14 protein-coding genes are annotated in these 26,820 nt (G+C 60.6%); 4 read left to right on the top strand and 10 right to left on the bottom strand.

Translation table 11 applies throughout. From position 1 onward, the window contains the following. Positions 1-156 precede the first annotated feature (156 nt). Positions 157-11,361 carry a retention module-containing protein gene (locus tag AAAB16_RS07650; protein ID WP_340662808.1) on the bottom strand — a complete coding sequence of 3,735 codons (11,205 nt, stop codon included), beginning with the start codon at positions 11,359-11,361 and terminating at the stop codon, positions 157-159. A gap of 457 nt (positions 11,362-11,818) precedes the next feature. Between AAAB16_RS07650 and AAAB16_RS07645 the strand changes: the two genes are divergently transcribed. The 3 genes from AAAB16_RS07645 to AAAB16_RS07635 all read left to right on the top strand — a co-directional run bounded on the left by AAAB16_RS07645 (position 11,819) and on the right by AAAB16_RS07635 (position 16,913). After that, entirely contained in the window at positions 11,819-13,174 is a 1,356-nt protein-coding gene (locus tag AAAB16_RS07645; protein ID WP_340662807.1) for a TolC family outer membrane protein, read from the top strand. Positions 13,175-13,372: 198 nt separating this feature from the next. Further along, positions 13,373-15,523, top strand: coding sequence for a type I secretion system permease/ATPase (locus tag AAAB16_RS07640; RefSeq protein ID WP_340662809.1), 2,151 nt, complete (start codon positions 13,373-13,375; stop codon positions 15,521-15,523). A gap of 31 nt (positions 15,524-15,554) precedes the next feature. Further along, positions 15,555-16,913, top strand: a complete 1,359-nt coding sequence (locus AAAB16_RS07635; RefSeq protein ID WP_340662806.1) for an HlyD family type I secretion periplasmic adaptor subunit — start codon at positions 15,555-15,557, stop codon at positions 16,911-16,913. 596 nt (positions 16,914-17,509) lie between these two features. Here the strand turns inward: AAAB16_RS07635 and AAAB16_RS07630 are convergent. The 9 genes from AAAB16_RS07630 to AAAB16_RS07590 form a co-directional block, all read right to left on the bottom strand. After that, positions 17,510-18,130, bottom strand: a complete 621-nt coding sequence (locus tag AAAB16_RS07630) for a glutathione S-transferase C-terminal domain-containing protein (RefSeq protein ID WP_340662805.1) — start codon at positions 18,128-18,130, stop codon at positions 17,510-17,512. A 241-nt stretch (positions 18,131-18,371) separates the two neighbouring features. Then, a complete protein-coding gene (locus tag AAAB16_RS07625) occupies positions 18,372-18,773 on the bottom strand; it encodes a biopolymer transporter ExbD (protein ID WP_110617876.1) in 402 nt (133 codons plus the stop codon). Next, the gene (locus AAAB16_RS07620; protein ID WP_340662804.1) at positions 18,773-19,486 is read right to left on the bottom strand and encodes a MotA/TolQ/ExbB proton channel family protein; all 714 of its coding nucleotides are present in this window, start codon (positions 19,484-19,486) and stop codon (positions 18,773-18,775) included. Before AAAB16_RS07620 ends, AAAB16_RS07625 begins: the two co-directional genes overlap by 1 nt. Before the next feature lie 58 nt (positions 19,487-19,544). Further along, entirely contained in the window at positions 19,545-20,357 is an 813-nt protein-coding gene (locus tag AAAB16_RS07615; RefSeq protein ID WP_340662803.1) for an energy transducer TonB, read from the bottom strand. Positions 20,358-21,136: 779 nt separating this feature from the next. Beyond that, entirely contained in the window at positions 21,137-21,754 is a 618-nt protein-coding gene (gene ycaC, locus AAAB16_RS07610) for an isochorismate family cysteine hydrolase YcaC (RefSeq protein WP_340662802.1), read from the bottom strand. A 57-nt stretch (positions 21,755-21,811) separates the two neighbouring features. After that, positions 21,812-23,650: an amidohydrolase gene (locus AAAB16_RS07605; RefSeq protein WP_177411388.1), complete on the bottom strand. Its 1,839-nt coding sequence runs from the start codon at positions 23,648-23,650 to the stop codon at positions 21,812-21,814. A 154-nt stretch (positions 23,651-23,804) separates the two neighbouring features. Next, complete coding sequence (locus AAAB16_RS07600) at positions 23,805-24,380, bottom strand: antibiotic biosynthesis monooxygenase (RefSeq protein WP_340662801.1); 576 nt, start codon at positions 24,378-24,380, stop codon at positions 23,805-23,807. A gap of 42 nt (positions 24,381-24,422) precedes the next feature. Continuing rightward, positions 24,423-24,857, bottom strand: a complete 435-nt coding sequence (locus tag AAAB16_RS07595) for a DoxX family protein (RefSeq protein ID WP_340662800.1) — start codon at positions 24,855-24,857, stop codon at positions 24,423-24,425. A gap of 192 nt (positions 24,858-25,049) precedes the next feature. Continuing rightward, positions 25,050-25,328 carry a hypothetical protein gene (locus tag AAAB16_RS07590; protein WP_110617869.1) on the bottom strand — a complete coding sequence of 93 codons (279 nt, stop codon included), beginning with the start codon at positions 25,326-25,328 and terminating at the stop codon, positions 25,050-25,052. Between the two features lie 194 nt (positions 25,329-25,522). On the opposite strand from AAAB16_RS07590, the gene AAAB16_RS07585 reads away from it, so the two are divergent. Then, positions 25,523-26,548 carry a patatin-like phospholipase family protein gene (locus AAAB16_RS07585; protein WP_340662799.1) on the top strand — a complete coding sequence of 342 codons (1,026 nt, stop codon included), beginning with the start codon at positions 25,523-25,525 and terminating at the stop codon, positions 26,546-26,548. The last annotated feature ends 272 nt before the right edge of the window (positions 26,549-26,820 follow it).

The following is a 26,820-nucleotide window of genomic DNA, read 5'->3' as shown; positions in this document are numbered from 1 at the left end:
CAGCACACCCTACGAAAAGCCCGCGTCTAAGGCGCGAAACCAAACGTTCAGCACACGCGGTAACCGAAGAAATACACAGCCAGTGCGCACCACACAACCCAATCCACCACACAAAAAAAGCCCGCCTTACGGCGGGCCAAGTCAGGAACAACCGGTTTATACGGTGTCAGTTTTCAACGCATGATCACTGATCATCCCATTGATCACCGTCGCCGCATCGGTACTGCCGTAGTACGCCGCACTGGAGAGATTAACCCCATCCAACGTCACACTCTGCTGCGCCGGTCCACCCGCTGTAGTGCTGATATTAATGGTGGTGCTAGTACCAAAACTAAAGCTCAGGTAGTCGTCCAAGGCATTGCCGTTCTGCGCCACGCCGGAGAGCAGTTGCGACAGGTCGAGCACGTCGGAGTTGCTCCCGGTCAGGTCGATATTGAAGTCGGTGATATGGTCGGCGCCACCGCCCAAGCCGCCTTTTTCCCAGATAAACGTGTCCTTCGCTGCCCCACCGCTCATGGTATCTGCGCCCAAGCCACCGACCAGGAAGTCGGCACCACCACCGCCACTTAGGGTGTCGTTGCCAGCACCGCCGTAGAGGTAGTTGCTGCCGCTGTTGCCCGTGAGGGTGTCGTTGTAGTCCGAGCCAATGAGGTTTTCGATGCTGCTAAAGGTGTCGCTGCCTGCGCCGCCGCTGGCGGTGTTGGTGGTGAGGTTGGCGATCACGCTGGAGGTGGCGTCGATGTAGCTGGCGGTGTCGACGCCGTTGCCGCCGTTGAGCGCGTCATTGCCCAGGCCACCGGCAAGAATATCGTTGCCTTCTCCGCCATTGAGGGTGTCGTTGCCACCCAAGCCCAGCAGGATGTCGTTGCCATCGTTGCCGTTGAGGGTGTCGTTGGCGCCGTCACGACCGAGCAGAATCTCGTCGCGGAAGGTGCCGTCCAGGGTGTTCTCACCACTCTGACCACGGTCGACAGTCACCACGGAGGTATCCAACGCGTGGCTGCCGTCGATGGAGGCGGTGTAGGTGAAGCTGCCGCCATCACGGGCGTTGTTGCTTTCTTCGTTAAACACCGGCGCGTTGGCGTTGTGGGTAACGCTGCCATCCACCGGGTTACCCGAGGCGATGATCGACAGCAGGTTGTGGCTTGGGCCGGTGTCGTTGGCCAGCAGCGCCCAAGTCGGAATGCTGATGTGGTCAATGCCGGATTGCGCTTCGAGGTTGGTTAGTACTAGGTCGTCGCGCACCACCATCGGTGCCTGACTGGCGCTGATGGCGATGTTTAGCGCCGCTTGCGCGGTGTCGCCGTCCAGGTCGATCAGGGTGAACAGAATGGTCGCCGCCAGCGCCGTACTGATTACGCTCGGTGGCGTAAAGGCGTAGGCACCGCTGTTGACGTTCACTGCCAGGCTGCCGCCCGAGGCCAGGCCCAGGGTGAGCATGCCCCCGCTATAGGTGTAGGTGGTGGCGCCCGCAGCACCGCCGACGGTTACGGCGTTGCTGGCCTTGTCGTAGGTGAAGGTTTTGCCATCCACGCTCAGCACCCGCACATAACCGCCATCGGCGCCGAAGCTGCCGCCGCTGGTGAGGTTGCCCAGCAGGGGTGATGCCTGGGCGGTGCCAACCAGTACCGAGGTGAGGTTATTCAGGTCGGTAACCACGGTGGAGTCGGTGTTGGTGCCGGCACTGCCGTTATAGGCAATCGGGTCGAGCGGCGCGGCGTTAACGCCAGTGCCCATGCCCAGGGAGTAGGCACGCACGTTGTTGGCGCTGAGGAAGTTGATCCACGCTTGCTCTTCCGACACGCCACCGTTGGAGTACGGTGTCGGCCACCCCGCCGCGCTGCCTGCGGTGTTGGAAATGCCTGCGTCGCTCCCAGGCTCGTTGGGCTGACCGTCGGAGAGGAAGTACGCCACGTTTTGCACATTGCCGGTGGTGACTTTGCCGCCGTCGCTGCCCGCTTGCGCATAGGCGGTAATCGCCTTGATCAGCGCGTCGTCGTAGTTGGTGTTATTGGTCGGTTGCAGCGCCAGCACCGCCGCTTTCGCATCGGCAATGCTCACCCACACTTCCTGCACGGTTGCGGTGGTGGAGAACGACACCACGCTGACTTTCACATCGCCCAAGGCATCGTATTGCTCGAACAGCTCCAGCAGCGAGCTCTTCGCCGCTTCCATGCGGGTCATGTTACCGACGCCGGAGTTGTCACCCATGCTGCCGGAGTTATCCAGCACGATCATCAGGTTGGTGTTAAGGCTGGTGGTGGCCTGGCCGCTCTGGGTGATGTTTGCCGCTGTTGGCGCATCGTCGAGGAAGCTGATGGCGTTGCCCAGGTTTAGCGCGGTGCTGGCAGAATCGCCGTCGTGGTCGATTACGGTGGCGACCAGTTGCACCAGGTTAGCAGCGCTAAGGGTCAGCGATTGGTTCGGCCCAGTATTGGGGCTGTGTTGCAAGGCCAGGTTCTGGTCAAGAGTGACCAAGCCATTGCTGGCATTAACCGTTACGGTAAAGGCCGTAGCGCCGGAGCTGCCGCCCACTTTGCCGACGATGTCGCTGCCGACTTTGTACAGCAGGATATCGCTGCCGGTGGCGGCGTCTTTCAAGCCGCTGACGGCACCCGCCGAGCTGACGTTCAGGCTGTAGGTGGTAGAGCCCGCACCGTCTGCGCCATAGCTGCTGTTAAACGCACCGGCGAAGTTGCTGCTGGCGTTGGCCGCCAGGTTGCTTTCGTCCACTTGCAGGGTTGGTGCTGGGGCGGTGCTAAGGGCAACGCTTGGCAGGTCATCTTCGATCTGCACCAGGAAGCCGCCGGCCAGGGTCATTGGGTTATTGCTGCCGTCCACCGCTTTGAGAATGCTGGCGAAGTTCAGGGTCAGCAGTTCGTTGTCATCGCCATTGGCCAGCGGGTGATCCAACGGCCCTTTGAGGGTAAAGGTGTAATCGCCATTGGCGCCGACCTGCAAGGTAAACACTTGCGCCCCACCCGCTCCCGCTGTGGCGGTCAGGGTGTTGCCCACTACGCTGTAGACCAGCGCTACGCCGTGCGAAGTGGCCGAAGCCAAGCCGCTGGTGTTGCTGCTCAGGCTGAACTGCGCAGTGCCTGGGCCAAATACCAGGTCGCCGACGTTGCCGGTGGCAACGGTGTTAAAGGCATCGCCATCGCTCACGCCGCCGCTGAGTTCGTCTTCATCAACCCGCGCGATAACCGGTGCGGCGTCTTCGACAAATACGGTCAACGTGGCCGAGGATGGGTCGCCGTCATGGTCGACGATGGTGTATTGGAAGCTCTCCACTTTGTCGCCAACCACAGTGGTCGGCGCGGTGTAGCTCCAGGCGCCATTGCTGAAGTTAAACGACAGCTTGCCGCCATCGGCTGTGACGATATTGCTCAACGAGTTGCCGGTGATGTTGGCGCCGCTACCGGATGGGTCGATGGTGTTTACACCATCCCAGGTGTAGGTCACGCCGTTGATTTGAATCGACTGAATATGGCCGCCGCCGTCGGCGCCATAGCTGTCGTCATCGGCCGTACCCACCACCCCGTCGCTGCCGGCCAGCACATTGCCAGTCACCAGGCCGCCAGAGACTTGCGCCACCAGGGTGCTGACCAGGCTGCCGAAGTTGGCCACCAGAATCGGTGAGCCGCTGCCGTCAACGTCCACTTGTTGCAGGTGAGCCGTGTCAATGCCATCGCCCACGCCAAGGGTGGTGACGTTGATGTGGTTGGCGGTAACGAAGTTGGTCCAGGCGGTCGAGACCGCGGTGGTTAACGATGCGCCGCCAGGGCCGGTATTTTCATTGGGGTTACCGTCGCTGATAAAGAACACCTGGTTGCTGTAGCCGTTAATCGGCGTAAACGAGGTGGTGACTTTGCTGACCGCATCGCTGAAATCGGTATCGCCGTTATACGGCCGCACACCGCCAGGCAAGGTCGGGTTCAGGCTGTCGACCTTGGCGGCGAAATCGGCGTAGTTGCTGATTGGCGTATAGGCGGTGGCATCGCTGGAGAACACCACGATTTGCGCCTTCACATCACCACTGGTGCCGCTGTACAGCGCCTGCGCGGCCGCCTTCACGGCGGTGAGCATGGTGTTGAGTTCGCTGTTGCTGATGCTGCCGCTAAAGTCGAGCACAAACACCGAGTTGAAGTTCTGCCCCTGGGCTTCTTGCACATAGGCGATATCGCCCTTGGCCAGCGGGGTGTCGTCGTCGACGTTGATGTTCAGGGTGCCGGTGGCCTTGTCGCCGTCCTTATCGGTAACTTGGTAGTTAAGGGTAAAGGCCTGGTTGTTTTCGCTGTCCGCCGTGGCGTGGTCAATCGGTGCGTTCTGCACCACGTTGTAGGCGCCGGTGGCGGTGTTGAGGGTGACGGTCAGCACCGTAGCACCGGCCTGTTTCACCAGCAGGTTGTTGCCCGACGCTTCGTAGGTAAAGCCGCTCGGCGCGCCGCTGGTTAGCCACTGAATGGAACCAGCACCGTCGGCGCCATAGCTGTGGGCGAGCACGCCGGAGGTGTTTTGCGCGTTAACGTCATCGCCAATGCCGCTGGCATTGCCGTTGGGTAGCGCATCGTCGTCGAGCAGTACGGCGTTGTTGCTGGTGACGTTGGGGCCGTCGTCTTTAAAGCTGATGGCGTTGCCCAGGTTAAGCGTGGCGCTGCTGCTATCGCCGTCGTAGTCGGTGATGGTGGCAACCAATTGCACCAGGTTAGCCGCCGACAGCGTGGCAGCCTGATCGGCGCCGCTTTCCGGGGTATGGGCAATCGCGCGCAGTTGGTCGAGGGTCACGTCGCCACTGGCATTTACCGACACGGTAAACACCGTGGTGCCGGCGATGCCGCCAATTTTGCCGACCACCTCATTGCCGATTTTGAACAGTTGAATGTCATTGCCGGTGGCCGAGTCTTTCAGACCGCTATTGGCCCCACTGCTGCTGACGTTCAGGCTGTAGGTGGTGCTGCCCGCGCCGTCACCGCCGGACTGGCCGGTAAACGAGCCGGCGAAGTTATGGCTGGCGTTAGTGCCCAGGTCGGTTTCGTCTACTTGCAGCTGGGCTGGAGTAGCGTTGCCGGCGCTGATGGTCGGTACATCGTCTTCGATATTGACCAGGAAACCGCCACTGAGCGGCAGTGGAGTGCCGCCATTGGTGGCTTGCAGAATGCTGGCGAAATTCAGCGTCAGTTGCTCGCTGTCACTGCCGTTGCCCAGCGGGTGATCCAGCGGGCCTTTGAGGGTAAAGGTGTAATCGCCGTTGGCATCTACCTGCAAGGTAAACACCTGCGCCCCACCCGCTCCCGCCGTGGCGGTCAGGGTATTGCCCACCACGCTGTAGACCAGTGCCACGCCATGGGAAGTGGCGGCCGGCAAGCCGCTGGTGTCGCCGCTCAAGCTGAACTGCGGGGTGCTGCCGGCCACGCCCAGGTCCACCAGGCTGCCAGTGGCAACGGTGGTGAACGCGTCGCCATCGGTAATGCCGCCAGGCAGTTCGTCTTCATCCACAGTCGCTACTACTGGCGAGGTGTCTTGCACGTACACGGTCAGGCTGGCGGTAGACGGATCGCCGTCGTGGTCGACGATGGTGTATTGGAAGGTTTCCACTTTGTCGCCGCCGGCATCCGGGGCTTTGTAGGTCCAGGCGCCGGTGCTGAAGTTAAACGACAAGGTGCCGCCCTGGGCGGTGGCGATATTGGTCAGCTGATTGCCGCTGATATTCGCCCCGCTGCCGCTCGGGTCAATGGTGTTGACGCCATCCCAGACGTAGGTGACGCCATTCACCTGAATAGACTGGATATGCCCCGCACCATCGGCGCCATAGCTGTCGTCATCACCGCCACCGGCCACGCCGTTGCTGCCCAGCAGCACATTGCCACTGACAAAGCTGCCGGTAACCTGGTCGACCAGGGTGTCAATCAGCCCACCAAAACCGTCCACCAGAATCGGCGAGCCGCTGCCGTCCAAGTCCACTTGTTGCAGGTGGGTTTGGTCGATGCCATCGCCCACGCCAATAGTGGTGACGTTAATGTTGTGGGCGTTGATAAAGGCTGCCCACTCCGTGGCGCCAGCGGTGGTCAGCGAGCTGCCACCTGGGCCTTGGCTTTGGTTAGGGTTGCCGTCACTGATAAAGAACACTTGGTTGCTGGCGCCGGCAATCGGGGTGAAGTCGGTGACCACTTGGTGCACGGCATCGGTGAAGTCGGTGTTGCCGTTGAATGGCCGGGTGCCGCCTTCTGCCGGGTTGAGCTGGTCGAGCTTGTCGGCAAAGTCGGCATAGTTATCAAAGGTCGGGTACGACACCGCGCCATCGGAGAACACCACGATCTGCGCATGTACATCACCGCTGGTGCCACTAAACAGCGCCAGAGCAGCAGCCTTCACCGCCACCAGCATGGTGTTCAGTTCGGTGTTGCTGATGCTGCCGCTAAAGTCCAGGACAAACACGGTGTTGAAATTCTGCGCCTGCGAAACCTGCACCGTCGCCACATCGTTTTGTGCTTGCGGGGTGTCGTCGTCGACGTTGACCTGCAAGGTGCCGGTGGCCTTGTCGCCATCTTTGTCGGCAACCTGGTAGTTAAAGGTAAAGGCCTGGTTGTTTTCGTTGTCGGCATTGGCGTGATCAATCGGGGCGTTTTGCACCACGTTGTATTCGCCGGTGCTGCTATTGAGCGACACCGTCAGTACGGTGGTCGCGCCCTGTTTCACCACCAGGCTGGTGCCGGAGGTTTCGTAGGTGAAACCGGCCGGTGCACCGCTGGTCAGCCATTGGATGGAGCCGGCGCCGTCGGCACCGTAGCTATGGGCCAGGGTGCCGGTGCTATTGGCCGAGTTAACGTCGTCATTTACGCCGCCCGGAATGCCATTGGCCAACGCGTCGTCATCGAGCAACACCACGCCATTGCTGGTCACGCTGGGGCCGTCGTCGCGGAAGCTGATGACTTGGCCGAGATCAACGGCGGCCGTAGCCGAGTCGCCGTCGCCATCAACCACGGTGGAGCCCAGGCTGATATGCCCGGCGCCGAGGAACGTGGCTTCGTCAGGGTCGCCGGTGGGGTGCACGATGGCGCGGATCTGGTCGAGGGTGACCGTACCGCTGGCATTTACGCTGACGGTAAATACCAGTTCATTACTGGTGGCGGTGCGGCCTTCGATTACCCCAGCGTTTACGCTGAGAATCACGTTTTCGCCGGTGGCGGTATCGACCAAGCCGGAATTGGCGTTGGTGACATTCAGACCATAGGTTTGGCTGGCCAAGCCATCGGCGCCAGGCTGCACGTTAAAGGTGCCGGCAAAGTTGGCGCTGGCGTTGGTGCCCAGGTCGGTTTCATCCACTTGCAGTTGCAGCGACGAGCCCCAGGTGACATTGGTGGCGACGTCGTTGTAGTCATAGTCAGAGCCCTGGGTGAGGTCTTCCCAGTTCTGGTTGCCGGGGATGCCGGTGTCTTGCAGGTGCGAGCCGCCCGGGTTGAGGGTGGCATCGTTAAACAGCACATTGGCGCCAGCCGAGCCGGTCAGCGCGACGCCACCAACCGAGGCCACCCATTGGCCGCTGACCAGGCTAAAGGTCACCGGCGCGCCGTTAACCAACCCAGGGTTGTTAGTGGCGCCATTAGGAATAATAAAGAAGCCTGTGGTACTGGGGTCCAGACTGCTGATATCGACGGTATCGCCTGAGGCTTGGTTGTGCACATTGGCCCAGATGATCTTGCCGTCCACCGGCGTGCCATCGGCGGCCTTGATGTAGTAGCCGTAGGTGTTGTTGTAGCCAGCGCTGCTGCCTGCAAAGGTTACAAACGAGCTGCCACCCAGGTCACTGGCCTGAATGGTTGGGCTGTCGTCGTTGATATTGACCACCAGGCTACCGGTGGCCTGATCGTTGTCGCGGTCGGTCACCACCACGCCAACGTTAAGCTGCAGGGTGTCTTCGGTGCCTGCGGTCTGATGCATCAACGGTTGCAGCAAGCTGACGGTATAGGCGCCGGTGCTGAGATTGGTCAGCTCCACGGTTACCAAGGCGCCACGGCTGGAACTGATGGTCAGGGTATTGGTGCTGGCATCCCACACCGAGGTCACGCTTTCGCCGCCGAGGGTGGACGGGCCACTCAAGGCAATACTTTGCAGGCCATCGGCACCGGCTGAGAGGTTTAGCGTGCCGCTGGTGGTGGTCGCGGCACCGGCCACATCGCCTGGGCCGCCGTTGATACCGCCGAGCAGACCTTCGTCGTCCAGCACCGCAGTGGCAGTGGTTTGCCCAACAGTTGGTGCATCGTCGTGGAAGCTCAGCGCATTGCCGATATTCAGGGTGGCCGAGGTGCTGTCGTTATCGCCGTCGGTAATGGTGCCGGTGAGTTGGATCAGGTCGGCCGCCAGAACGTTGCTGGCTTGATCCGGACCGCTTTCAGGCAAGTGCTGGATAGCCAATTGCTGGTCGAGGGTGACCACGCCGGTGGCGGAATTTACGCTGACGGTAAAGGACACCGCGCCACTTGGCCCGCCAACACGGCCGACCAAATCATTGCCTTCTTTGTAGAGCAGAATCGCATCGCCGGTGGCGGTGTCTTTCAGGCCGCTGTCGGCGCCGGGGGCGCTGACGTTTAAGGTATAGGCCACCGCACCTGGGCCGTCGGCGCCAAATACCGGAATAAACGCGCCGCTGAAATTGGCGCTGGCGTCCAGGCCCAGGTTGGTTTCGTCCACCACCAGAACGGGCGGCTTGCCGGTGCCTGGATCGATTACCGGGGCATCGTCGAGGAAGCTGATGGTGCCACCGATATCCAGACTGGCGCTGTTGCTGTCGCCGTCTTTGTCCGTGATGGTCGCGACCAACTGCACCAGGTTTGTGCCGAGCAAGCCGGTGCTTTGATTCGGGCCGGCTTCGGGGTCATGCACCACGGCGCGTTGCTGGTCGAGGGTGACCACACCACTGCTGGCATCCACGCTCACGGTAAAGGACACCGCACCGGCTGGCCCGCCAACGCGGCCCACCAATTCAGCGCCTTCTTTAAACAGCAAAATGGCATCGCCGGTGGCGGTATCCACCAGGCCGCTATCGCTACCTGCGGCGCTGACGTTAAGCGCATAGGTCACGCTGCCGGCGCCATCGGCGCCAAAGGTCGGTACAAAAGCGCTGCTGAAATCGGCGCTGGCGTCGACACTCAGGAAGGTTTCATCGACCACCAAGGCAATGCCAGCCAGGGTGCCGGGGGTAATGCTTGGGCCATCGTCACGGAAGCTGATGGCGTTGCCCAGATCAAGGCTGCCGCTGGCGGTATCGCCATCGCCATCAGTGGCCGTGGCTACCAGGTTGATATGGCCGCTGCCCAGGGTGGCCAGGTCATTGGCATCGCTGCCATCGCTGTGCACCACGGCGCGAATTTGATCGAGGGTAACGGTGCCATCGGCCGCCACACTGACGGTAAAGACCAGGTCGCCGCTGCCGGCCGTGCGGCCTTCGACCACCCCAGCACTAACGCTCAACACCACGTTTTCGCCCGTGGCGGTATCCACTAGGCCGCTGGCGGGGTCACTGACGGTGAGCTCATAGCTCACGCTTTGCAGGCCATCGGCGCCGCCCTGCACAGTGAACGCATCGCTGAAATTAGCCGAGGCATTGGCACCCAAGTCGCTTTCATCGACCTGCAGCTGCGCCTCGGTAGCAACGCTGCCAATGGTCGGCACATCGTCTTCGATATCAATGGTGAACAGGCCGTTGGCTTCGTTGAAACCTTGCACCGGGTCGCCGTCAAAGTCGGTGGCAGTCAGCAGTTGGGTAAAGTCGATACCCACCACATCACCATTGCCGAACAGTTCGCCGTCATCGCCATTGGCTTGCGGGTGATCCAGCGGGCCTTGCAGGGTAAAACTGAAACTGCCATCGGCACCCACTTGCAGGGTGAATACCGGGAAACCCGGGCCGTTGGCGGTCAGGGTGGTGTAACTGCCATCGGCGGCCACGTCGACGGTGTAGGTCAGCGCCACGCCACCGGAGCTGAGATTCTGCGCGCTGAGTACGGCAGTGGCGGTGGTGACATCTACCAGGCCAAAGCTGCCGATGCCATCGGCACCGAAGTTAACCAGGCTGGTGAGTGAACCGGGGCCAGCGTCGATGGAAACATTCACCGTTTGCGCGGGGTTGGCATCCGAACCGACTGGGTCGCCGTCTTCGTTGTTGCCCTCGTAGGGCGCATTCAAGCCCACGCCAGGCAAGGCCAGCAGGGTTGGGCCATCGCTGGGCGGCGTCTGGGTCAGGGCATCTTCATGCACGGTGCCACCGACATGGGGGAAGAACACTTGGCCCTGCCCTTCGCCCTCGCCTTCACGGAAGGTCGCCAGTTCGGGGCTGTCGTCGTTGACATTGACGGCCAACGAGCCGGTGGCCGGGGTGCCATTACCATCGGTGATGGTGTAGCCCAGTTGCAAGCTGAGGGTGTCTTCGGCCCCTGCCACCGGGTGATCCAACGGCAGCTGCAATTCAAAGTTATAGGCGCCCGTGGCAGGGTCGGTGTTGGTGGCGGTAAACACCACCGGGCCATCGGCGCTGCCTTGATGGGCGGTGAGGGTCAGGCCATCGGCGCTGATCACGGCAACCAGTGGCAAACCGTGGGCACTCAAACCAGAGAGATCGACCGCATTCCACGAGAACGTGCCAGGGCCATCGGCGCCGTAGTTGTAGCCCAGGGTGCCGCTGAGGGACGCCGGCACATTGGGTTGGTCATCACCGTACGGGCTGCCTTCGATACTGCCTGGCAGGTCGCCGTCTTCGTCGAGGTCAATGCTGGTGGTGCCGGTGTTGGGGCTGCTATCGACTGCGGCAATGCCAGGGTCAGGGTTACCGGCTTCTGGCTCAGGGAATTCAGGGCCGCGAATCAAACCTTCGGTGGGGAAGCCAATGGTCGGCGCCACTGAACCGGCGGTTTCCGACAGCAACACAAACGAGCGACCACCGCCAGCACCGCCAGGGCCACCGGCACCGCCGGCACCTGGGCCCGCAGCAGTGGCTTCACCTTGTTGGGTTGGGTCGGCGCCGGCCTCGATGGCGGCTTGCAGTTTTTCCACGTCAGTCAGTTGCTGATCAGTGGGGGCTGCCGGGGCGGTGGCGTTGGGGTTGACGGTTTCAGTGCCGTCGGGAGGCGTGGCGGTATTCGTGCCTTGGGCCAGCATCGAGCTGTCGAGGGTCAGGCTGCTTTCGCGGCCGAGGGTTAATTCGTTGCCGTTGGTCAGGGCAACGGCCACTGCACCTTGGGCGCCGGTTTCGATTTGGTCACCGGCAAACAAACGATCACCTTCGGACAGTGGGCGTCGCGATCCGTCGCTCGCTACCGCAAAGACCTCGCCGATAACCTTACTGACGACACCAATTAACGTAGCCATGACATCCTTCCTCACACCTGCTGCCGACGATCGTCGACATGCAATTTCAAAAGGGCCAACAGCCTTTCAAAACCCGAGGAATACGAGATACCCGCCGAAAGTAAGCAGCGACAAAAAACATCAAAAAGCCATGACGTCAAAAAACCATCGCCCTAGCCTGCTCAAACTGCCAGCAGTGTTTCTCCCCTTTCCAGACGCTCTAAAACAGCAATTGACCGTACTTGACAAGCCCCGCCGGCATCAAAGACCCCGAAAAACGTGACTTACAGGCAAAAACAATGTGCTCGTTTTCACACAATGCATAAGAATGTTTGTTCATAAGGTTTGTTCCAAAAATTTCTTAGGTTGTTCTAAAGTTGTTCTTAGCTGTGATGTTACAAGCCTGAAACGGTCTACTAGGCGCATAAGCCAATTTATTGGCATAAACGACACAACACACACATCTGGAGAAGTACCCATGCCTGCACTAAGCCCCCTATGGACCGGTGTGCTGCTGGCGATGGTCTGCGCGCAAGCGCAAGCCATGTCGCTGAGCGAAGCCATCCAAAGCACCATCGACACTCACCCCGAGCTGCAAGCCAGCATCAACGACCGCCGCTCCACGCTGGAACAGGTCAAGGTCGCCAAAGGCGGCTACTACCCGGTGGTGGATGCGATCGCCGGTTATGGCCGTGAAGAAACCGATAGCCCAACCACCCGCGGCCTCACCGGGCACAACAAGGAGCAACTGGACTACGGCACCTCGCAGCTGCGCCTGCGGCAAATGATCTTCGACGGGTTCAACACGCCCAATGAGGTGGCCCGCACCGAAGCGGTGGTCGACTCGCGCGCGTATTACATCCAAGGCACCGGCGAAGACCTGGCCCTGCGCACCGTCGAGGTGTACCTGGAAGTGCTGAAACGCCGGGAGATGGTGACCCTGGCGAAAAACAACCTGCAGGCCCACCAACGCATGGGCGACCAGATTAATTTGCGTAGCGAGCGTGGGGTGGGCAGCAACGCCGACTCCGATCAATCGGCCGCACGTTTGGCCCTGGCGGCCAACAACCTGTACACCGAACAGGTCAACCTGGCCGATGCTGAAGCCAACTTTCTCAGCGCCGTAGGGCGTCCGGCCGACGAGCTGGAAGCGCCCGCCTCGATCAAGGGCCAGATCCCTGAAGACCTCAGCGCCGCCCGGCAACTGGTGGTGGACAACAACCCGCTGCTGAAATCGGCCCAGGCCGACGTCAACGCCGCGGAGAAACAATACGAAGTGGCCAAGTCGCCCTTCTACCCGCGCCTGGACGCCGAACTGGCAGCCAATGCCAACAACAACACCTCCGGCGAAGAAGGCCACGACAACAACTGGCGTGCTGGCGTGGTGATGACCTACAACCTGTTCAACGGCGGGCGCGACAAAGCCAACCTGCAATCGACCGCCTACCAAATCAACCAGGCCATGGACATCCGCAACAACGCCCTGCGGCAGATCAACGAGAACGTCTCGCTGGCCTGGAACGCCCTGCAAAACGCCCGTCTACAAACGCCGATGGCGCGTGACTACGCCGACTACACCAAGCGTGTACGCATGGCCTACCAAGACCAATTCGGCCTAGGCCAACGCACCCTGCTCGACTTGCTCGACAGCGAAAACGAGCTGTTCACCGCCAACCGCCGCTACACCGAAGTGCGCTACACCGAGGAATTCTCGATGTACCGCCTGCAATCGGCCATGGGCGACCTGCTGCGCCACCAAGGCACCGTACTGCCGGCCGAGGCCACAGCCCTGAATGAAGTGAAAAGCACAGCGCAACTACCTTCGATGAAATAGCAACGGCTGGTGCGCACAGCACACCCTACGGCAGATCGCACTTCGATTCGTAGGGTGCGCTGTGCGCACCAGGCGGTATCAGCCCGTCAGGTAGAAGTCCGGCCGAACAATTGTCTGAACACAGCCGACACGGCGTGATCAGAGAGCAGTGGCCGAGTTCTCAGGTCTGAAGAAGTAGGAGTTGTATCTGTGACCACCATGGAACGGACCGGACCTTCCGGTGACCCGCGCTTAGACCATGACGACCCGTTACTCGATGGGTTGTTGATTCTTTGCAATCTGCACAATTGCTCCGCCAGCCGCGGCAGCCTGAGTGCCGGTTTGCCCATGCCCGAACAACGCCTGAGTGCCGACTTGCTGCCCCGCGCAGCGGCCCGTGCCGGCTTGCAGGCGCGCCTGTTGCGCCGCGATTTAAACGCCATATCTGCCCTCAACCTGCCGGTGTTGCTGCTGTTCAAAGGCGGCCGTTGCGCGGTGCTGCGCGAGTGGAGCAAAGACGGCAAAGCACTGATTCTGCCCAGCGAAGCCGAAGGCGGCGAGCAATGGGTCACGCGTGACGAACTCAAAACCGAATACGCCGGCCAAGCCCTGTTCGCCCGCCCCCGGCATGAGCTGGAAGACCTGCGCACGCCGCTGGTTCCGCGTGTTGAAGCGTGGTTTCGCGACACCCTGAAACTGTCGCGCTGGCTGTACGCCGACGCCATTCTCGCCAGCCTGTTGATCAACATTCTCGGCATGATGGTGCCGCTGTTTGTGATGCAAACCTACGACCGCGTGGTGCCCAACCAAGCCACCGCCACCTTGTGGGTGTTGTCCATCGGCCTGCTGCTGGGCACGATTTTCGAACTGCTGCTTCGGGTGTTGCGTTCGCATCTGCTGGATGTAGCCGGGAAAAAGACTGACGTGGTGCTCTCAGCCACCTTGTTTGAGCGCATCACCGGCATGTCCATGAGCGCGCGCCCCGCCAGTGTCGGCGGCTTCGCGCAGAGCATTCACGACTTCCAGGGCCTGCGCGAATTTCTCACCGCCGTGACCCTGACCAGCATCATTGACCTGCCCTTTGCCCTGTTGATGATCATCGTCATCGGCTTGCTCGGCGGCTGGCTGGTGGTGATCCCGCTGCTGGCCTTTCCGATCACCATTGGCTTCGCCTTTATCATCCAATCGCGGCTGCGCGACACCGTGCAAAAAAGCCTGGCCTTGGGTGCCGAACGCCAAGCGCTGCTGATCGAAACCCTTAGCGGCCTGGAAACGTTGAAAGCCTGCAGCGCCGAAAGCGAGCGCCAGCACAAATGGGAAACCACCCACGGCGCCCTCACCCGCCTCGACGCCCATGCCCGCAACCTCTCGGCCCTGGCCACCAACGGCACGCTGTTTCTGCAACAGTTCTCCGGCATGGCGACGATTATTGCCGGCGTGTACCTGATCATCGATGGCAACCTCAGCGTCGGCGCCCTGGTGGCCTCATATATGCTCGGCAGCCGGGTAATGGCGCCGCTGGGGCAAATCGCCGGGTTGATCACCCGCTACCAACAAGCGCAAATCACCATGCGCAGCACCGACGCCATGATGGCCATGCCGCAAGAGCGCCAGGCCAAACAGCGCCCCCTGGAGCGCACCCACCTCAAGGGCGCGCTGGACATGCACAAAGTCAGCTTTACCTACCCAGGCGCCGCCTCCCCGGCCCTGGTCGGTGCCAGCCTGCATATGCAAGCCGGTGAGCGTATCGGCATCATCGGTCGCAGCGGCTCAGGCAAAAGCACCCTGGCGCGCTTAATCATGGGTTTCTACACCCCCGAAGAAGGCCAACTGTTGCTTGATGGCCTGGACCTGCGGCAACTGGACGTGGCCGACCTGCGCCACCAGATCGGCTATGTCGCCCACGACCTGCCCCTGCTCTCCGGCAGCCTGCGCGACAACCTGACCCTGGGTGCCCGCTACGTCAGCGATGCGCGCATGCTCGAAGTGGCGGAAATGACCGGTGTCAACGAGCTGGCCCGCGCCCACCCGCAAGGCTTCGAACGCCCCGTGGGCGAACGCGGCCAACTGCTTTCCGGCGGCCAACGCCAAGCCGTATTACTGGCCCGCGCCCTGCTGCTCGACCCACCGATTCTGGTGCTCGACGAACCCACCAGCGCCATGGACAACAGCAGCGAAGAAGCCCTGAAAGCCAAGCTGCAAACCTGGGTGCAAGGCAAAACCGTGCTGCTGATTACCCATCGCACCTCAATGCTCAGCCTGGTCGACCGCCTGATCGTGCTCGACAACGGTCACGTCATGGCCGACGGGCCGAAAGACGCGGTTATCGACGCCCTGCGCAAAGGCCGCATCGGCCAGGCCTCGGTATGACGTTTCGAACCTATTGCTTAACGGGAAAACCATGGACCTGAGCCAACCGCCGCGCGGCTATTTTTCCAGCCTGCGCCAGAAGAAGCAGGACACCGAATTTATGCCGGAGGTGGACGGCACAGTTCGCGAAGACTCGCCCTGGCTGTCGCGCATCACCCTGTGGGTCACCTGTGCCCTGCTGCTTACCGCGCTAGGCTGGGCGCACTTTGCCGTGCTGGATGAAGTGACCACCGGCGAAGGTAAAGCCATTCCCTCGAGCAAGGTGCAAGTGATCCAGAACCTCGAAGGCGGCATCGTCACCGAAATTTTTGTCCGCGAAGGACAGATGGTTAACAAGGGCGACAAACTGATGCGCCTGGACGACACCCGCTTTCTCTCCAACCGAGGCGAAACCGAAGCCGATCGTTTGGCCTTGGTCGCCCGGGTTGAGCGTCTATCGGCCGAGGCGGAAGGTCGGCCCTTGCAGCTCTCACCAGAAATGCTGGAAAAAGCCCCGCAACTGGCCGCCGATGAACTGGCGCTGTACAGCTCGCGGAAAAAACACCTGGAAAGCGAACAGCGCACCCTAAACGAACAGCTGCGACAAAAGACTCAGGAATTGGCCGAATTCCGCTCCAAGGTCGAGCAATACCGCTCCAGTCTGGGCTTGCTGCAACAAGAACTGAATATGTCCGAGCCCCTGGTTGGCACCGGCGCGATTTCACCGGTAGAAATCCTCCGCCTACGCCGCAGCGCCGTGGAAATTCGCGGCTCGCTGAACTCCACCTCGCTGGCGATTCCCCGTGCTGAAGCGGCCATCGACGAAATCAAAAGCAAAATGCAGGAATCCGACCTGGCCTTTCGCTCGGATGCCTCGAAAGAGCTCAACGAAAAACGCACCGAGCTGACCAAAATCACCTCCACCAGCGTCGCCATCGACGACCGCGTCAGCCGCACCACCGTGACCTCACCGGTGCACGGTATTATCAAAACCTTGAAAATCAACACCATCGGCGGCGTGGTCCAGCCCGGCAGCGACATGCTAGAAATTGTGCCGATTGAAGACAACCTGCTGATCGAAGCCCGTGTGCGCCCGCAAGACGTGGCGTTTCTGCACCCCGGGCAAAGCGCGATGGTGAAATTCACCGCCTACGACTACACGATTTATGGCGGCTTAAAGGCGCAGCTGGAGCTGATCAGCGCCGACACCGTGACCGATGACAAGGGCAACAGCTTTTACTTGATTCAAGTGCGCACCGATAAAAACCACTTGGGCACCGATGAGCATCCGTTGCTGATTATTCCGGGCATGGTGGCCAATGTGGGGATTATTACCGGGCATAAGAGCGTGCTCGATTATCTGCTTAAGCCGGTGTTGAAGGCGCGGTCGGAGGCGATGCGGGAGAGGTAGGGGGTGCCGGTTTGCGCACCAGCTTTTGATGTTTGCGTTGGTTGCGGTGGTGGTCTTCTTTACCGCGTGCGCTGAACGTTTGGTTTCGCGCCTTACGCGCGACCTACTTTTCCAGTCGCCGAAAAGTAGGCAAAAGGCTTGCCCCTACCTCGGGTCTACGCTGCGCTCCGACTTCCCTCGCTCCGTCGTTGCTCCGGGGGTCGGCGTGCAGGGCCATCCATGGCCCCACACCTTTCGCGGCTCCTGCCGCTCTACCCCCTGCACAACGACTCCGCTCGGCCTTGCGGTGAACGGGGCGGGTAGATCACAAGCCAGATCAAAAGCCCCTCACCCCAGCCCTCTCCCCTAGCCGGGCGCCCACAAGCGGGAGAGGGAGCAGACCGCGTGGGCTGGTCGCCATACGTCACCCCTCGCCCGCTCGCGGGAGAGGGGCCGGGGGTGAGGGGCTGTTGATCTTGATCTACCGCCCTATTCATCGCTGGCTAAATGGAGTCGCCGTGTAAGGGGGCGCCGCTGGAAAGCGTCAAGGGGCACATCAGACCAGAGGCCCGTTGGAACAGCGGTGGAATGGCAACCCACAGCACAAGGCCAAGGCTTTAAAACCCCTCCGCCACCAGCGCCTGCTTAACCGCCGCGCGCTCTTTAAATTCCTCCCGAAACCTGGCCAACGCTTGCAACTCATCCAACTTGCCACCCACCCGCCCTGCCCACCCGGCAAACACGCCCAGGTACGCATCGGCAATGGTGTAGCGCTCAGCCACCAAATACGGCTGTTCCTGCAAGTGCCGGTCAATATGCGCCAACGCGGTGTACAGCTGCTCTAACGCCCGCGCGCGAATGCCGGGATGGGCGCTCTCATCGGCGCTGTAGCGCTCGGGACGATTCAGTGGGCGAAACGACGCGGCATGCACTTCCGCTGCCAAGTAACCGATCCAGCTCTGAATCTGCGCTCGCTCCACGCTACCTACCGGGGCAAACAAGGTAGTCGCCGGTTTCAGGTCCGCCAGAAACGGCAGTATCGCGCTGTTCTCGGTGATGATCCGCCCATCGTCCAGCTGCAACACCGGCACCCGGCCCAGCGGGTTGATCTGGTGTATCGGTGAGTCAGCGGTGCGCAGTGGCACGCGCTCGACTTGGATGGGTAGATCCAGTTCATGCACCACCACATGGGCGGCGAATGAACATGCGCCGGGGGAGATATACAGGGTTGTGCTCATGGGGTTCGTCCCGGATTGGAGGTGGGGGCCGGGCGCCGTGAAACGTAGCGAGCGAAGGTTAGGCAAGGCGAAAACGAGCGAACAAGCGGAGTTGGCTGTAGCCAATGAGCATTGTGAGCCCGTTTTCAACACCGCCTAACCGAGCGCAGTAGTTTCACGGGGTCCGGGTACGAGAATAAAAGTGGCCACCCTGCCCCTGCCTGAAGAAGAGCGGCCCAAACCTTAAAACCTTTTTTGCCTGTTACCGCGCAGTAATCACCGACAACTTGGTAATGCCCGCGCGCTCAATCGAGGCCATGGCTTTGGCCACTTGGCCGTAGTCGACTTTCTCGTCAGCCTGCAGTTGCACGCGCAGTTCGGCGTCTTTGGCTTTGGCGTTTTCCAGGTTGCTTTGCAGCAGCTCGGGTTGAATTTCGTCTTTGTTAAGGAAGACTTTGCCTTCGCCGTCGATGCTCACTACCAGCGGGTCTTTCTGCTCGACCGGCGCTACCGCTTCGGTCTTGGGTAGGTTGATCGGAATGGCGTTGGTCAGCAGTGGCGCGGTGACGATAAACACCACCAGCAACACCAGCATCACGTCCACCAGCGGCGTTACGTTGATCTCGCTAAGTACTTCATCGCTGTCTTGAGTGGAGAACGCCATTACGAGGCCTCCTTCACTTTCTGCGCGCTACCTGCTGCTTTGCCGCCAGGCAGTTGGATAAGCTTGAAGGAGCTCTTCTGCGCCAGGCTGTAGAAGTCATGGGCGAAGTCGTCGAGGTCGGCCGAGTTGAGTTTCAGGCGACGCAGGAAGTAGTTGTAAACCAGCACTGCCGGAACCGCGACGGCGATACCCACACCAGTGGCCACCAGGGCTGCACCGATAGGCCCGGCCACGGTTTCCAGGCTCGCCGAACCGGCGGCGCTGATGCCTTTAAGGGCTTCCATAATGCCCCACACGGTGCCAAACAAGCCGATAAAGGGCGAGGTGCTGCCGATCGAAGCAACCACCGCCAAGCCCGATTCCAGCGAGCGGCGCTCACGTTGAATTTGCTGACGCAGGGCGCGCTCCAGGCGGTCCTGGTGGTTGATTGCCTGGCTCAGGTCCTGGGCATTTTCGTGCACCTGAATCGCGCCGAAACCGGCTTGAGCCACACGGGAAACAGCGCCTGGCTGGGCATTGACCAAGTCGGCAGCGCTATCAAGGCTGGAGGCGCTCCAAAACAACTTCTGGAACTTGCGGTCCTGGCTCTTCAAGCGGCCGAACTGCAGGGCCTTCAACAGGGCCAGGCCCCAGGTCAGCACGGAGAAACCCACCAACAGCCAGATGACTGCCGCTTCAATCGATTCAAGGGGGGATGTGGCCAGTAAGCTCATGATTCAACTCTCTCTACTAATTCGCTAATTCGTTCGCGCTGGGCGCGGTGTTTCGTTATCAGTGCAACTTGAAGCCGATAGGCACGCTGACCCAACCATCCTTCGCCACATCGCCCTGCTTGGAGGGCACGAAGCTCCAACGTTTCACCGCTTGTATGGCGGCGTTATCCAACTGCTCGCGACCGCTGGACGTCTGGATCTGAATCTCTGCCGGGCTACCGTTGGCCAGTACATGCACCCGCAGCAACACTGTGCCTTCCCAACCCCGACGCATCGCCAACGGCGGATACTCCGGCGGCGGGTTCTTCAAATACGCCGCGTTAGCCGACGGCGGTGTAACCGGTGCGGGCGCCGGTGGTTGCGGTGCCGGCGCGGCGGCCACTGGAGGTGGCGGTGGAGCGGGTGTCGGCGGTGGCGGTTCTACGGGTTTGGGTACCGGTTTTGGCGGTGGTGTCGGTTTCGGTTTTGGAATCGGTTTGGGCGCCGGTTTCGCGGCCAACTCATCAACCACAGGGGGTGGCGGTGGTGGCGGCTCAACCACAGGAGGCGGCGGTGGAGGTGGCGGCGGTTCAACCACAGGCGGTGCCGGGCGGGCAAACTCGATTTCCATCGGCGGAATTTGCGGCGGCACCACCGGCAACGGCGGCGTGGCCTGCTGATTCAACCAATAGATCAAGCCACCGTGGGCAACCACGGCGAGAATCGCCAACAACACCTTCTCACGACGACTGAGGGCCCCGACCGGGGCGACATGGTGCCGACGACTGTGCGCCAACGGCTCGCGATGGCGATGACCGAGATCGACCAAATCAGCGCTAGCCGGCGCCTGCCACAGCCGCTGCGTTGTCGCGGCGGTTTGAACATTGCCCATAAAAACTCCTTCAAAAAACAAAACCCCGAAACCAACAGCGCTGTGATCGCGGGACACTCAACAGGGCAAGAAGGCCATTGCAGAGCGGTCTAAACGTTCTGGGCGCCATAATTGAGGAAAGCGCTTAGCTCAAAAAGTAACTTTTTCCTCTTTTGTAGTAACCTTATGGAATAAAAATATTTAGGTGATTGATATTTAAGGACTTTTTATTTTTAAGATGTGAAAGGCATAAAAAACATGCCGGGAAGGCATGGAGGCTTTCTTGAAGTAGGACCTAAAGACCGAACCGGCCCCCCCCCTCACCCCCGGCCCCTCTCCCCTAGCCGGGCGCCCACCAGCAGGCGAGGGGTGACGAGCGCCCAAAGCCGTACTCCGATCAGCTCCCTCTCCCGCTAGCGGGAGAGGGCTGGGGTGAGGGAGGCTTTTGATCTGGCTTATGATCTACCCGCCCCATTTATCGCAGGCTGAGTGGAATCGTCGTGTAAGGGGGCGCCGGCTAGGTTGAGCGGCAGGGACGCCGCGAGAGGCATATCGGGCCATGGAAGGCCCGTTGTGCCGGGCCCCTGGAACGACGATGGAACGAGGGAAGTCGAAGCGCAGCGTAGACCCAAGGTAGGGGCTAGACCTTTTGGTTTCTTTTGGGTGGTCCGGCAATCCGGCAATGCCAAAAGTAGGTCGCGCGTAAGGCGCGAAACAAAACGTCCACCAAACGCGGTAAGGAAGAAGACCGCAAAGGTGCGCACAGCACACCCTACGGCCCTGAAGCATGAGTCCTACAATCAACTCTTCTGGCTATAGCTCTGCATCAAATTCGCATACGCCGGCAAATGCCCACCGAGAATCGCCCCAAACCCCTCAATGTCATTACGCCAATCGCGCTGCAACTCACACCCCACCGCAAACCAGTTCATCAACTGCGCGCCCGCCTCCACCATGCGGCTCAACGCCGACTCACGCACCAGCGGGTTAAAGGTGCCCGACGCATCAGTCACCACAAACACATCAAAGCCTTCTTCAATAGCCGACAAGGTCGGGAACGCCACGCACACATCGGTTACCACACCGGCAATGATGATCTGCTTCCGCCCAGTGGCCTTAACTGCCGCAACAAAATCCGGGTTATCCCACGCATTGATCTGGCCAGGGCGAGCGATATACGGCGCATCCGGAAACTTGGCTTTCAGCTCCGGCACCATCGGCCCATTCGGGCCATTTTCAAAGCTGGTGGTCAGGATGGTCGGCAGCTTAAAAAACGCGGCGATATCGGCCAGGGCCAGCACGTTGTTTTTAAACTCGTCGGGGGTGAAGTCGCGCACCAGGGAGATCAGACCGGCCTGATGGTCAACCAGCAAAACCACGGCGTTGTCTTTGTCCAAGCGATTGTATTTTTTGCTCATGATGACTCCTTGAAAAGTCAGGCCCGCCAGCGCAGGCCTGAGGGTGGGATTCAGTGCTTAGAAGGCAAAGCAGGAACAACCAAACGCCCCCCAGAACCCTTGGTGGTCGCTGACCGGGGCCGAGGACAAACGGGCTTTTTCATGGCTATGGGAATGCACGCCGCACGGGCCGGAGCATTGGTGCACGGCAGCCGCCAGGGCGGTCTGCTGACGCCAGTGGCCGGGCACTTTCACCACTGGCGACCAGTCCGGAGTCACCGGCAAGGCAGGCGGTGCGATTTTGTCGAAATCGCCAGCGCCATAAACGATCTTGCCGTCGACCACGGTCAGTACCGACTCAATCCACTTGATCGCTTCCGGCTCGACGCTAAAGAAGTCCGCTGACAGGGTGACCAAATCCGCCAATTGGCCGACCTTGATCTGGCCTTTCTTGCCCTGCTCGCTGGAGAACCAGGCGCTGCCATGGGTGAACAGTTCCAGCGCGGTTTCCCGTGGCAGGCCTTCGGGGTACAACTCCATGCCGCCAACGGTTTTGCCGCTGACCATCCAGTACAACGAGGTCCACGGGTTGTAGCTGGACACCCGCGTGGCGTCGGTACCGCCACCCACCGGCACGCCTTCGCTCAACATGCGTTTGATTGGCGGTGTGGCCTCAGCGGCCTTTTTGCCGTAACGGTCGACAAAGTATTCGCCCTGGAACGCCATACGGTCCTGCACGGCAATACCGCCGCCCAGGGCGCGCACGCGCTCAATGTTTTTCGGCGTGATGGTTTCGCAGTGGTCGAAGAACCAGTGCAGACCGTTGAAGGGAATATCGCGGTTCACTTTCTCGAACACATCGAGCATGCGCGAGATGGATTCGTCGTAAGTGGCGTGCAGGCGGAAGGGCCAGCGCTGCTCCACCAGGTGGCGCACCACCGGCTCCAGCTCCTGCTCCATGGTTTGCGGCAGGTCCGGGCGCGGTTCGAGGAAGTCTTCGAAGTCGGCGGCGGAAAACACCAGCATTTCGCCAGCGCCGTTGTGGCGGAAGAAGTCATTGCCGTCGCCCGGCTTGACCATGCTGGTCCAGTTTTTAAAGTCGACCAGCTCTTCTTTAGGCTTTTGCGTAAACAGGTTGTAGGCGATGCGCACGGTGAGCTGGTCTTTGGCCGCCAGCTCACGGATCACTTGGTAGTCATCCGGGTAATTCTGGTAGCCGCCGCCGGCGTCGATGGCGCTGGTCACGCCGAGGCGATTGAGCTCGCGCATAAATTGACGCGTGGAGTTGACCTGATACTCCAGCGGCAGCTTGGGCCCCTTGGCCAAGGTGGAGTACAAAATCATCGCGTTGGGACGCGCCACCAGCATGCCGGTGGGTTCGCCATTGGCGTCTTTTACAATCTCGCCACCCGGTGGGTTGGGCGTGTCGCGGGTGTAGCCGACCACTTTTAGCGCCGCGCGGTTGAGCAAGGCGCGGTCGTACAGGTGCAACACAAATACCGGGGTATCGGGCGCGGCTTTGTTTAGCTCTTCAATGGTCGGCAGGCGTTTTTCGGCAAACTGGAATTCGTTCCAACCGCCCACCACCCTCACCCACTGCGGCGCAGGCGTGCGGTCGGCTTGGTCTTTAAGCAAGCGCAAGGCATCAACCAAGGACGGCACGCCTTCCCAACGCAGTTCCAGGTTGTAGTTCAGGCCGCCACGGATCAGGTGCAGGTGCGAGTCGTTGAGGCCAGGAATAACCGTGCGCTTTTGCAGGTCGACCACTTGCGTGGCGCTGCCACGTAAGGCCATCGCTTCGGCATCGCTGCCCACGGCGACAAATTTGCCGTCTTTAATGGCCACCGCCGTGGCCGTTGGTTTTTCCCGGTCAACCGTGTGCAAGCGGCCATTAAAAAGAATCAGATCAGCGTTCATCGAGCCTCCAGATGAGTTGGCGTAAGCAGAAAAAGGTAAGGCCGACCACAGCGCACCCGCGGCGCCAAGCACCGAGCTGGCAGCGAGAAATTGGCGGCGGCCAGGGGCTGGCGGTTTGTTGTTGGAGGAGTCATCACTCATGGCGCAATCCTCATCAAGCGTTGAGCCAGCGGGCGAACAAGCGCGTCACCCGTGGCATAAAGACGTACACCACCAACAAGACAATGCTGAGGGTGATCAACACACTGCTGGCCACGTAGTTGCCCAGCCACGGCACCTGGGCGAACAGCGGTTTCCATAACAACGGCACGCCCATGCTCAGCGGCAGAATCACCAAGAAAGTGACACAGGCTTGCTTCCAGCGTGGCGGTGGTTTCAGCGGTCCGCCGCTGCTTTCATTCGGGTTAAACCAGAACTCGCGGTCAGCGTTGATTTCGGTTTGGTCGCCATCGGCTAGCAGGTGCTGAACTTCGGCTACCAAGGCCTTGCGGTCCGGCGAGTCCATCCAGGTTTGCAGCTGCTCAGAGGAGGTAAAACGCAGCACACAGGTAAACAACGTCAGCCCATCGCTGTGCCCGCGCATCACGTCGATACCCAAGTGCCCGGGGTAATTTTTGGCGATGCCGATAATGCGCCGCAGCCATGCCTCGTACGCCGCGTCCTGCCCCGCCTTCACACGGTGGCGGACCAGCAGGGTCACCACCTCATCAAACAATTCCACGCTACTCATGTTGCAGCTCTCCCACTCCGAGCGAATGACCACCAAAGGCAGTCATTGAAGATAGACCAGCGCTGCCGCCCTGCCCGGCAGCCGCCGCGACACGGCAAGCCGCCCAGGGCCGGCGATGCACACGGTGCTAAAAATGATCAGCAGCAACCAGGCGAACTGGCCCTCGGCCAAGCTCCACTCGGGGTGCACAACCACCAACGCCACCAGCAGTACGGCGAGAATTGGCAGGCAGGCCAAACGGGTAAACAGACCGAGAATGATCGCCAGCGGGCAAAGGACTTCGGCGAATATGGCGAGGCTAAGCGTGAACCGGGCGCCGAGGTGCCAAGGGTCTTCAATCAGGCTGAGTTGCTCGTTGAAATGCAGCAACTTGGGCAGGCCGTGCACCTGCAAGAGCAACAGCGAGCCGGTTACTCGCAGCCATAACAAACCCCAGTCGCTGGCAGTTAGCGCGGTGCGCAGGAATGGATTGGGCATGCTGGGCTCACTATCAAAAAGCTAGGGCTTGATAGTGGGAGAGCGAGGAAAGAATGACTTGTATCGCTGTGCTGGATTTTGCGGGGAGATCGTAGGGTGGGCTGCGCGCACCAGGGGCTTACTCGTTTCCCGGCTGGTGCGCGCAGCACACCCTACAGGGATCGCATTTCCCTGTGGGTGGGCAGTTAGCGTTTAACGCCCGGCGCGGGATTCGCTGATGTAGAAGCGCGCTTTCTTGGCGTTCTTGGTGCAGCTTTCGTAGCCTTCGAACTGTTGCGAGGTCTTGGCGCCGGTCAGCAGCGACAAGGCTTTGGAGTAGCTCACGGTACCGGCAAAGCCTTCGGCTTTGGCCAGGTCCAGCTCGCGCCAGGCGGCGTCAGACTGCGAGGCGCAGCTGTCGCGGTAGGCAGTTTTGGCGGCGCAACCGGATAACGCCAGCACCATCAGGGGTACACAGATCCAGGCTTTCATCAATATTGCTCCAGGGGAAGTAAGGGGGAGTCAGCGACTCGTTTTGTTCAGACGCCAGCGGCGCAAAAAAGTGCGACCTAAGCGAAGCGGCAATTGCCGGCGGGGTACCCACGCCTTGGCATGCACACGCCATCGCGCGTATGGTCGACAAACGCCGTCGCAAAGCGGCTGGCGATAGTAATCAGGAGTCGGTAATGAGTAAACGCGTGGCGCTGGTGTTGGGTGCGGGGGGCGCGCGGGGTTATGCGCATATTGGTGCTATCGAGGAACTGGAACGTCGTGGCTATGAGATCGCCTGCATCGCCGGTTGCTCCATGGGCGCGGTGGTCGGCGGTATCTACGCCGCCGGTAAATTACCGGAATACCGTACCTGGATCGAAAGCCTGGACTACCTCGACGTACTGCGTCTGCTCGACGTCAGTTTTCGCCTGGGGGCGATTCGTGGCGAAAAGGTTTTTGGGCGCATTCGCGAGATGGTTGGCGAGATCAATATCGAAGACCTGCGCATCCCCTACACAGCGGTGGCCACCGACCTCACCTTCCAGCAGGAAATCTGGTTTCAACAAGGCAACCTGCACCAAGCCATGCGCGCCTCGGCGGCGATCCCCAGCCTGTTTACTCCGGTGATTCAGGGCAAACGCATGCTGGTCGATGGCAGCCTACTAAACCCGCTGCCAATCGTGCCGGTAGTGGCCAGCCACTGCGACCTGATCGTGGCCGTTAACCTTAACGCCAATGGCCAGCGCCACTACCAACTGCCGGTTATCGAACGACCGGCTGCCTTCAAAGGCAAGTTGGACTCGTTGATGGGTGCCGTCGGCTCGCGTATTCCCTTCCGGCGCAAACTCCCCAGCGAAGCGGAAGCCGCCGCGCTATTGGAAGAAGCAGCCACTGCTGAACCCAACCCCTGGCTTGACCCACCGGCAGCGGCGCCATCGCCGCGACCAGAAGAAAGCCCAACGCCAAACTCGGCCAGTGGTTCGCGGGTGGCGGAAACGGGCAGCCCGGCTTCGTTGCTGGAGTTGGTGAACCAGAGTTTTGAAGTGATGCAGACGTCGCTGGCGCAGTACAAGATTGCCGGCTATCCGCCGGATATTTTGGTGAATATTCCACGGCGGGCGTGTCGGTTTTTTGAGTTTTATAAGGCCCCGGAGTTGATTGAGTTGGGGCGGATTATTACTCGGGATACGTTGGATCGGTATGAAGAGGAGAACGGCTGATAAGCGCTTTCCACGCGATGATTTTCGGATGTTTGCTTCTGGGGCGGGGGTGGTGTTCTTTACCGCGTGCACTGAGCGTTTGGTTTCGCGCCTTACGCGCGACCTACTTTTCCAGTCGCGGAAAAGTAGGCAAAACGCTTGCCCCTACCTTGGGTCTGCGCTGCGCTGCGACTTCCCTCGCTACGTCGTTGCTCCGGGGGTCGGCGTGCAGGGCCATCCTTGGCCCCACGCCTTTCGCGGCTCCTGCCGCTCTACCCCCTGCACAACGACTC

This window comes from Pseudomonas sp., assembly GCF_037994325.1.
Classification (GTDB): domain Bacteria; phylum Pseudomonadota; class Gammaproteobacteria; order Pseudomonadales; family Pseudomonadaceae; genus Aquipseudomonas.
The sequence above is the reverse complement of the archived record's forward strand: the minus strand, read 5'-3'. Positions and strand labels throughout refer to the sequence as shown.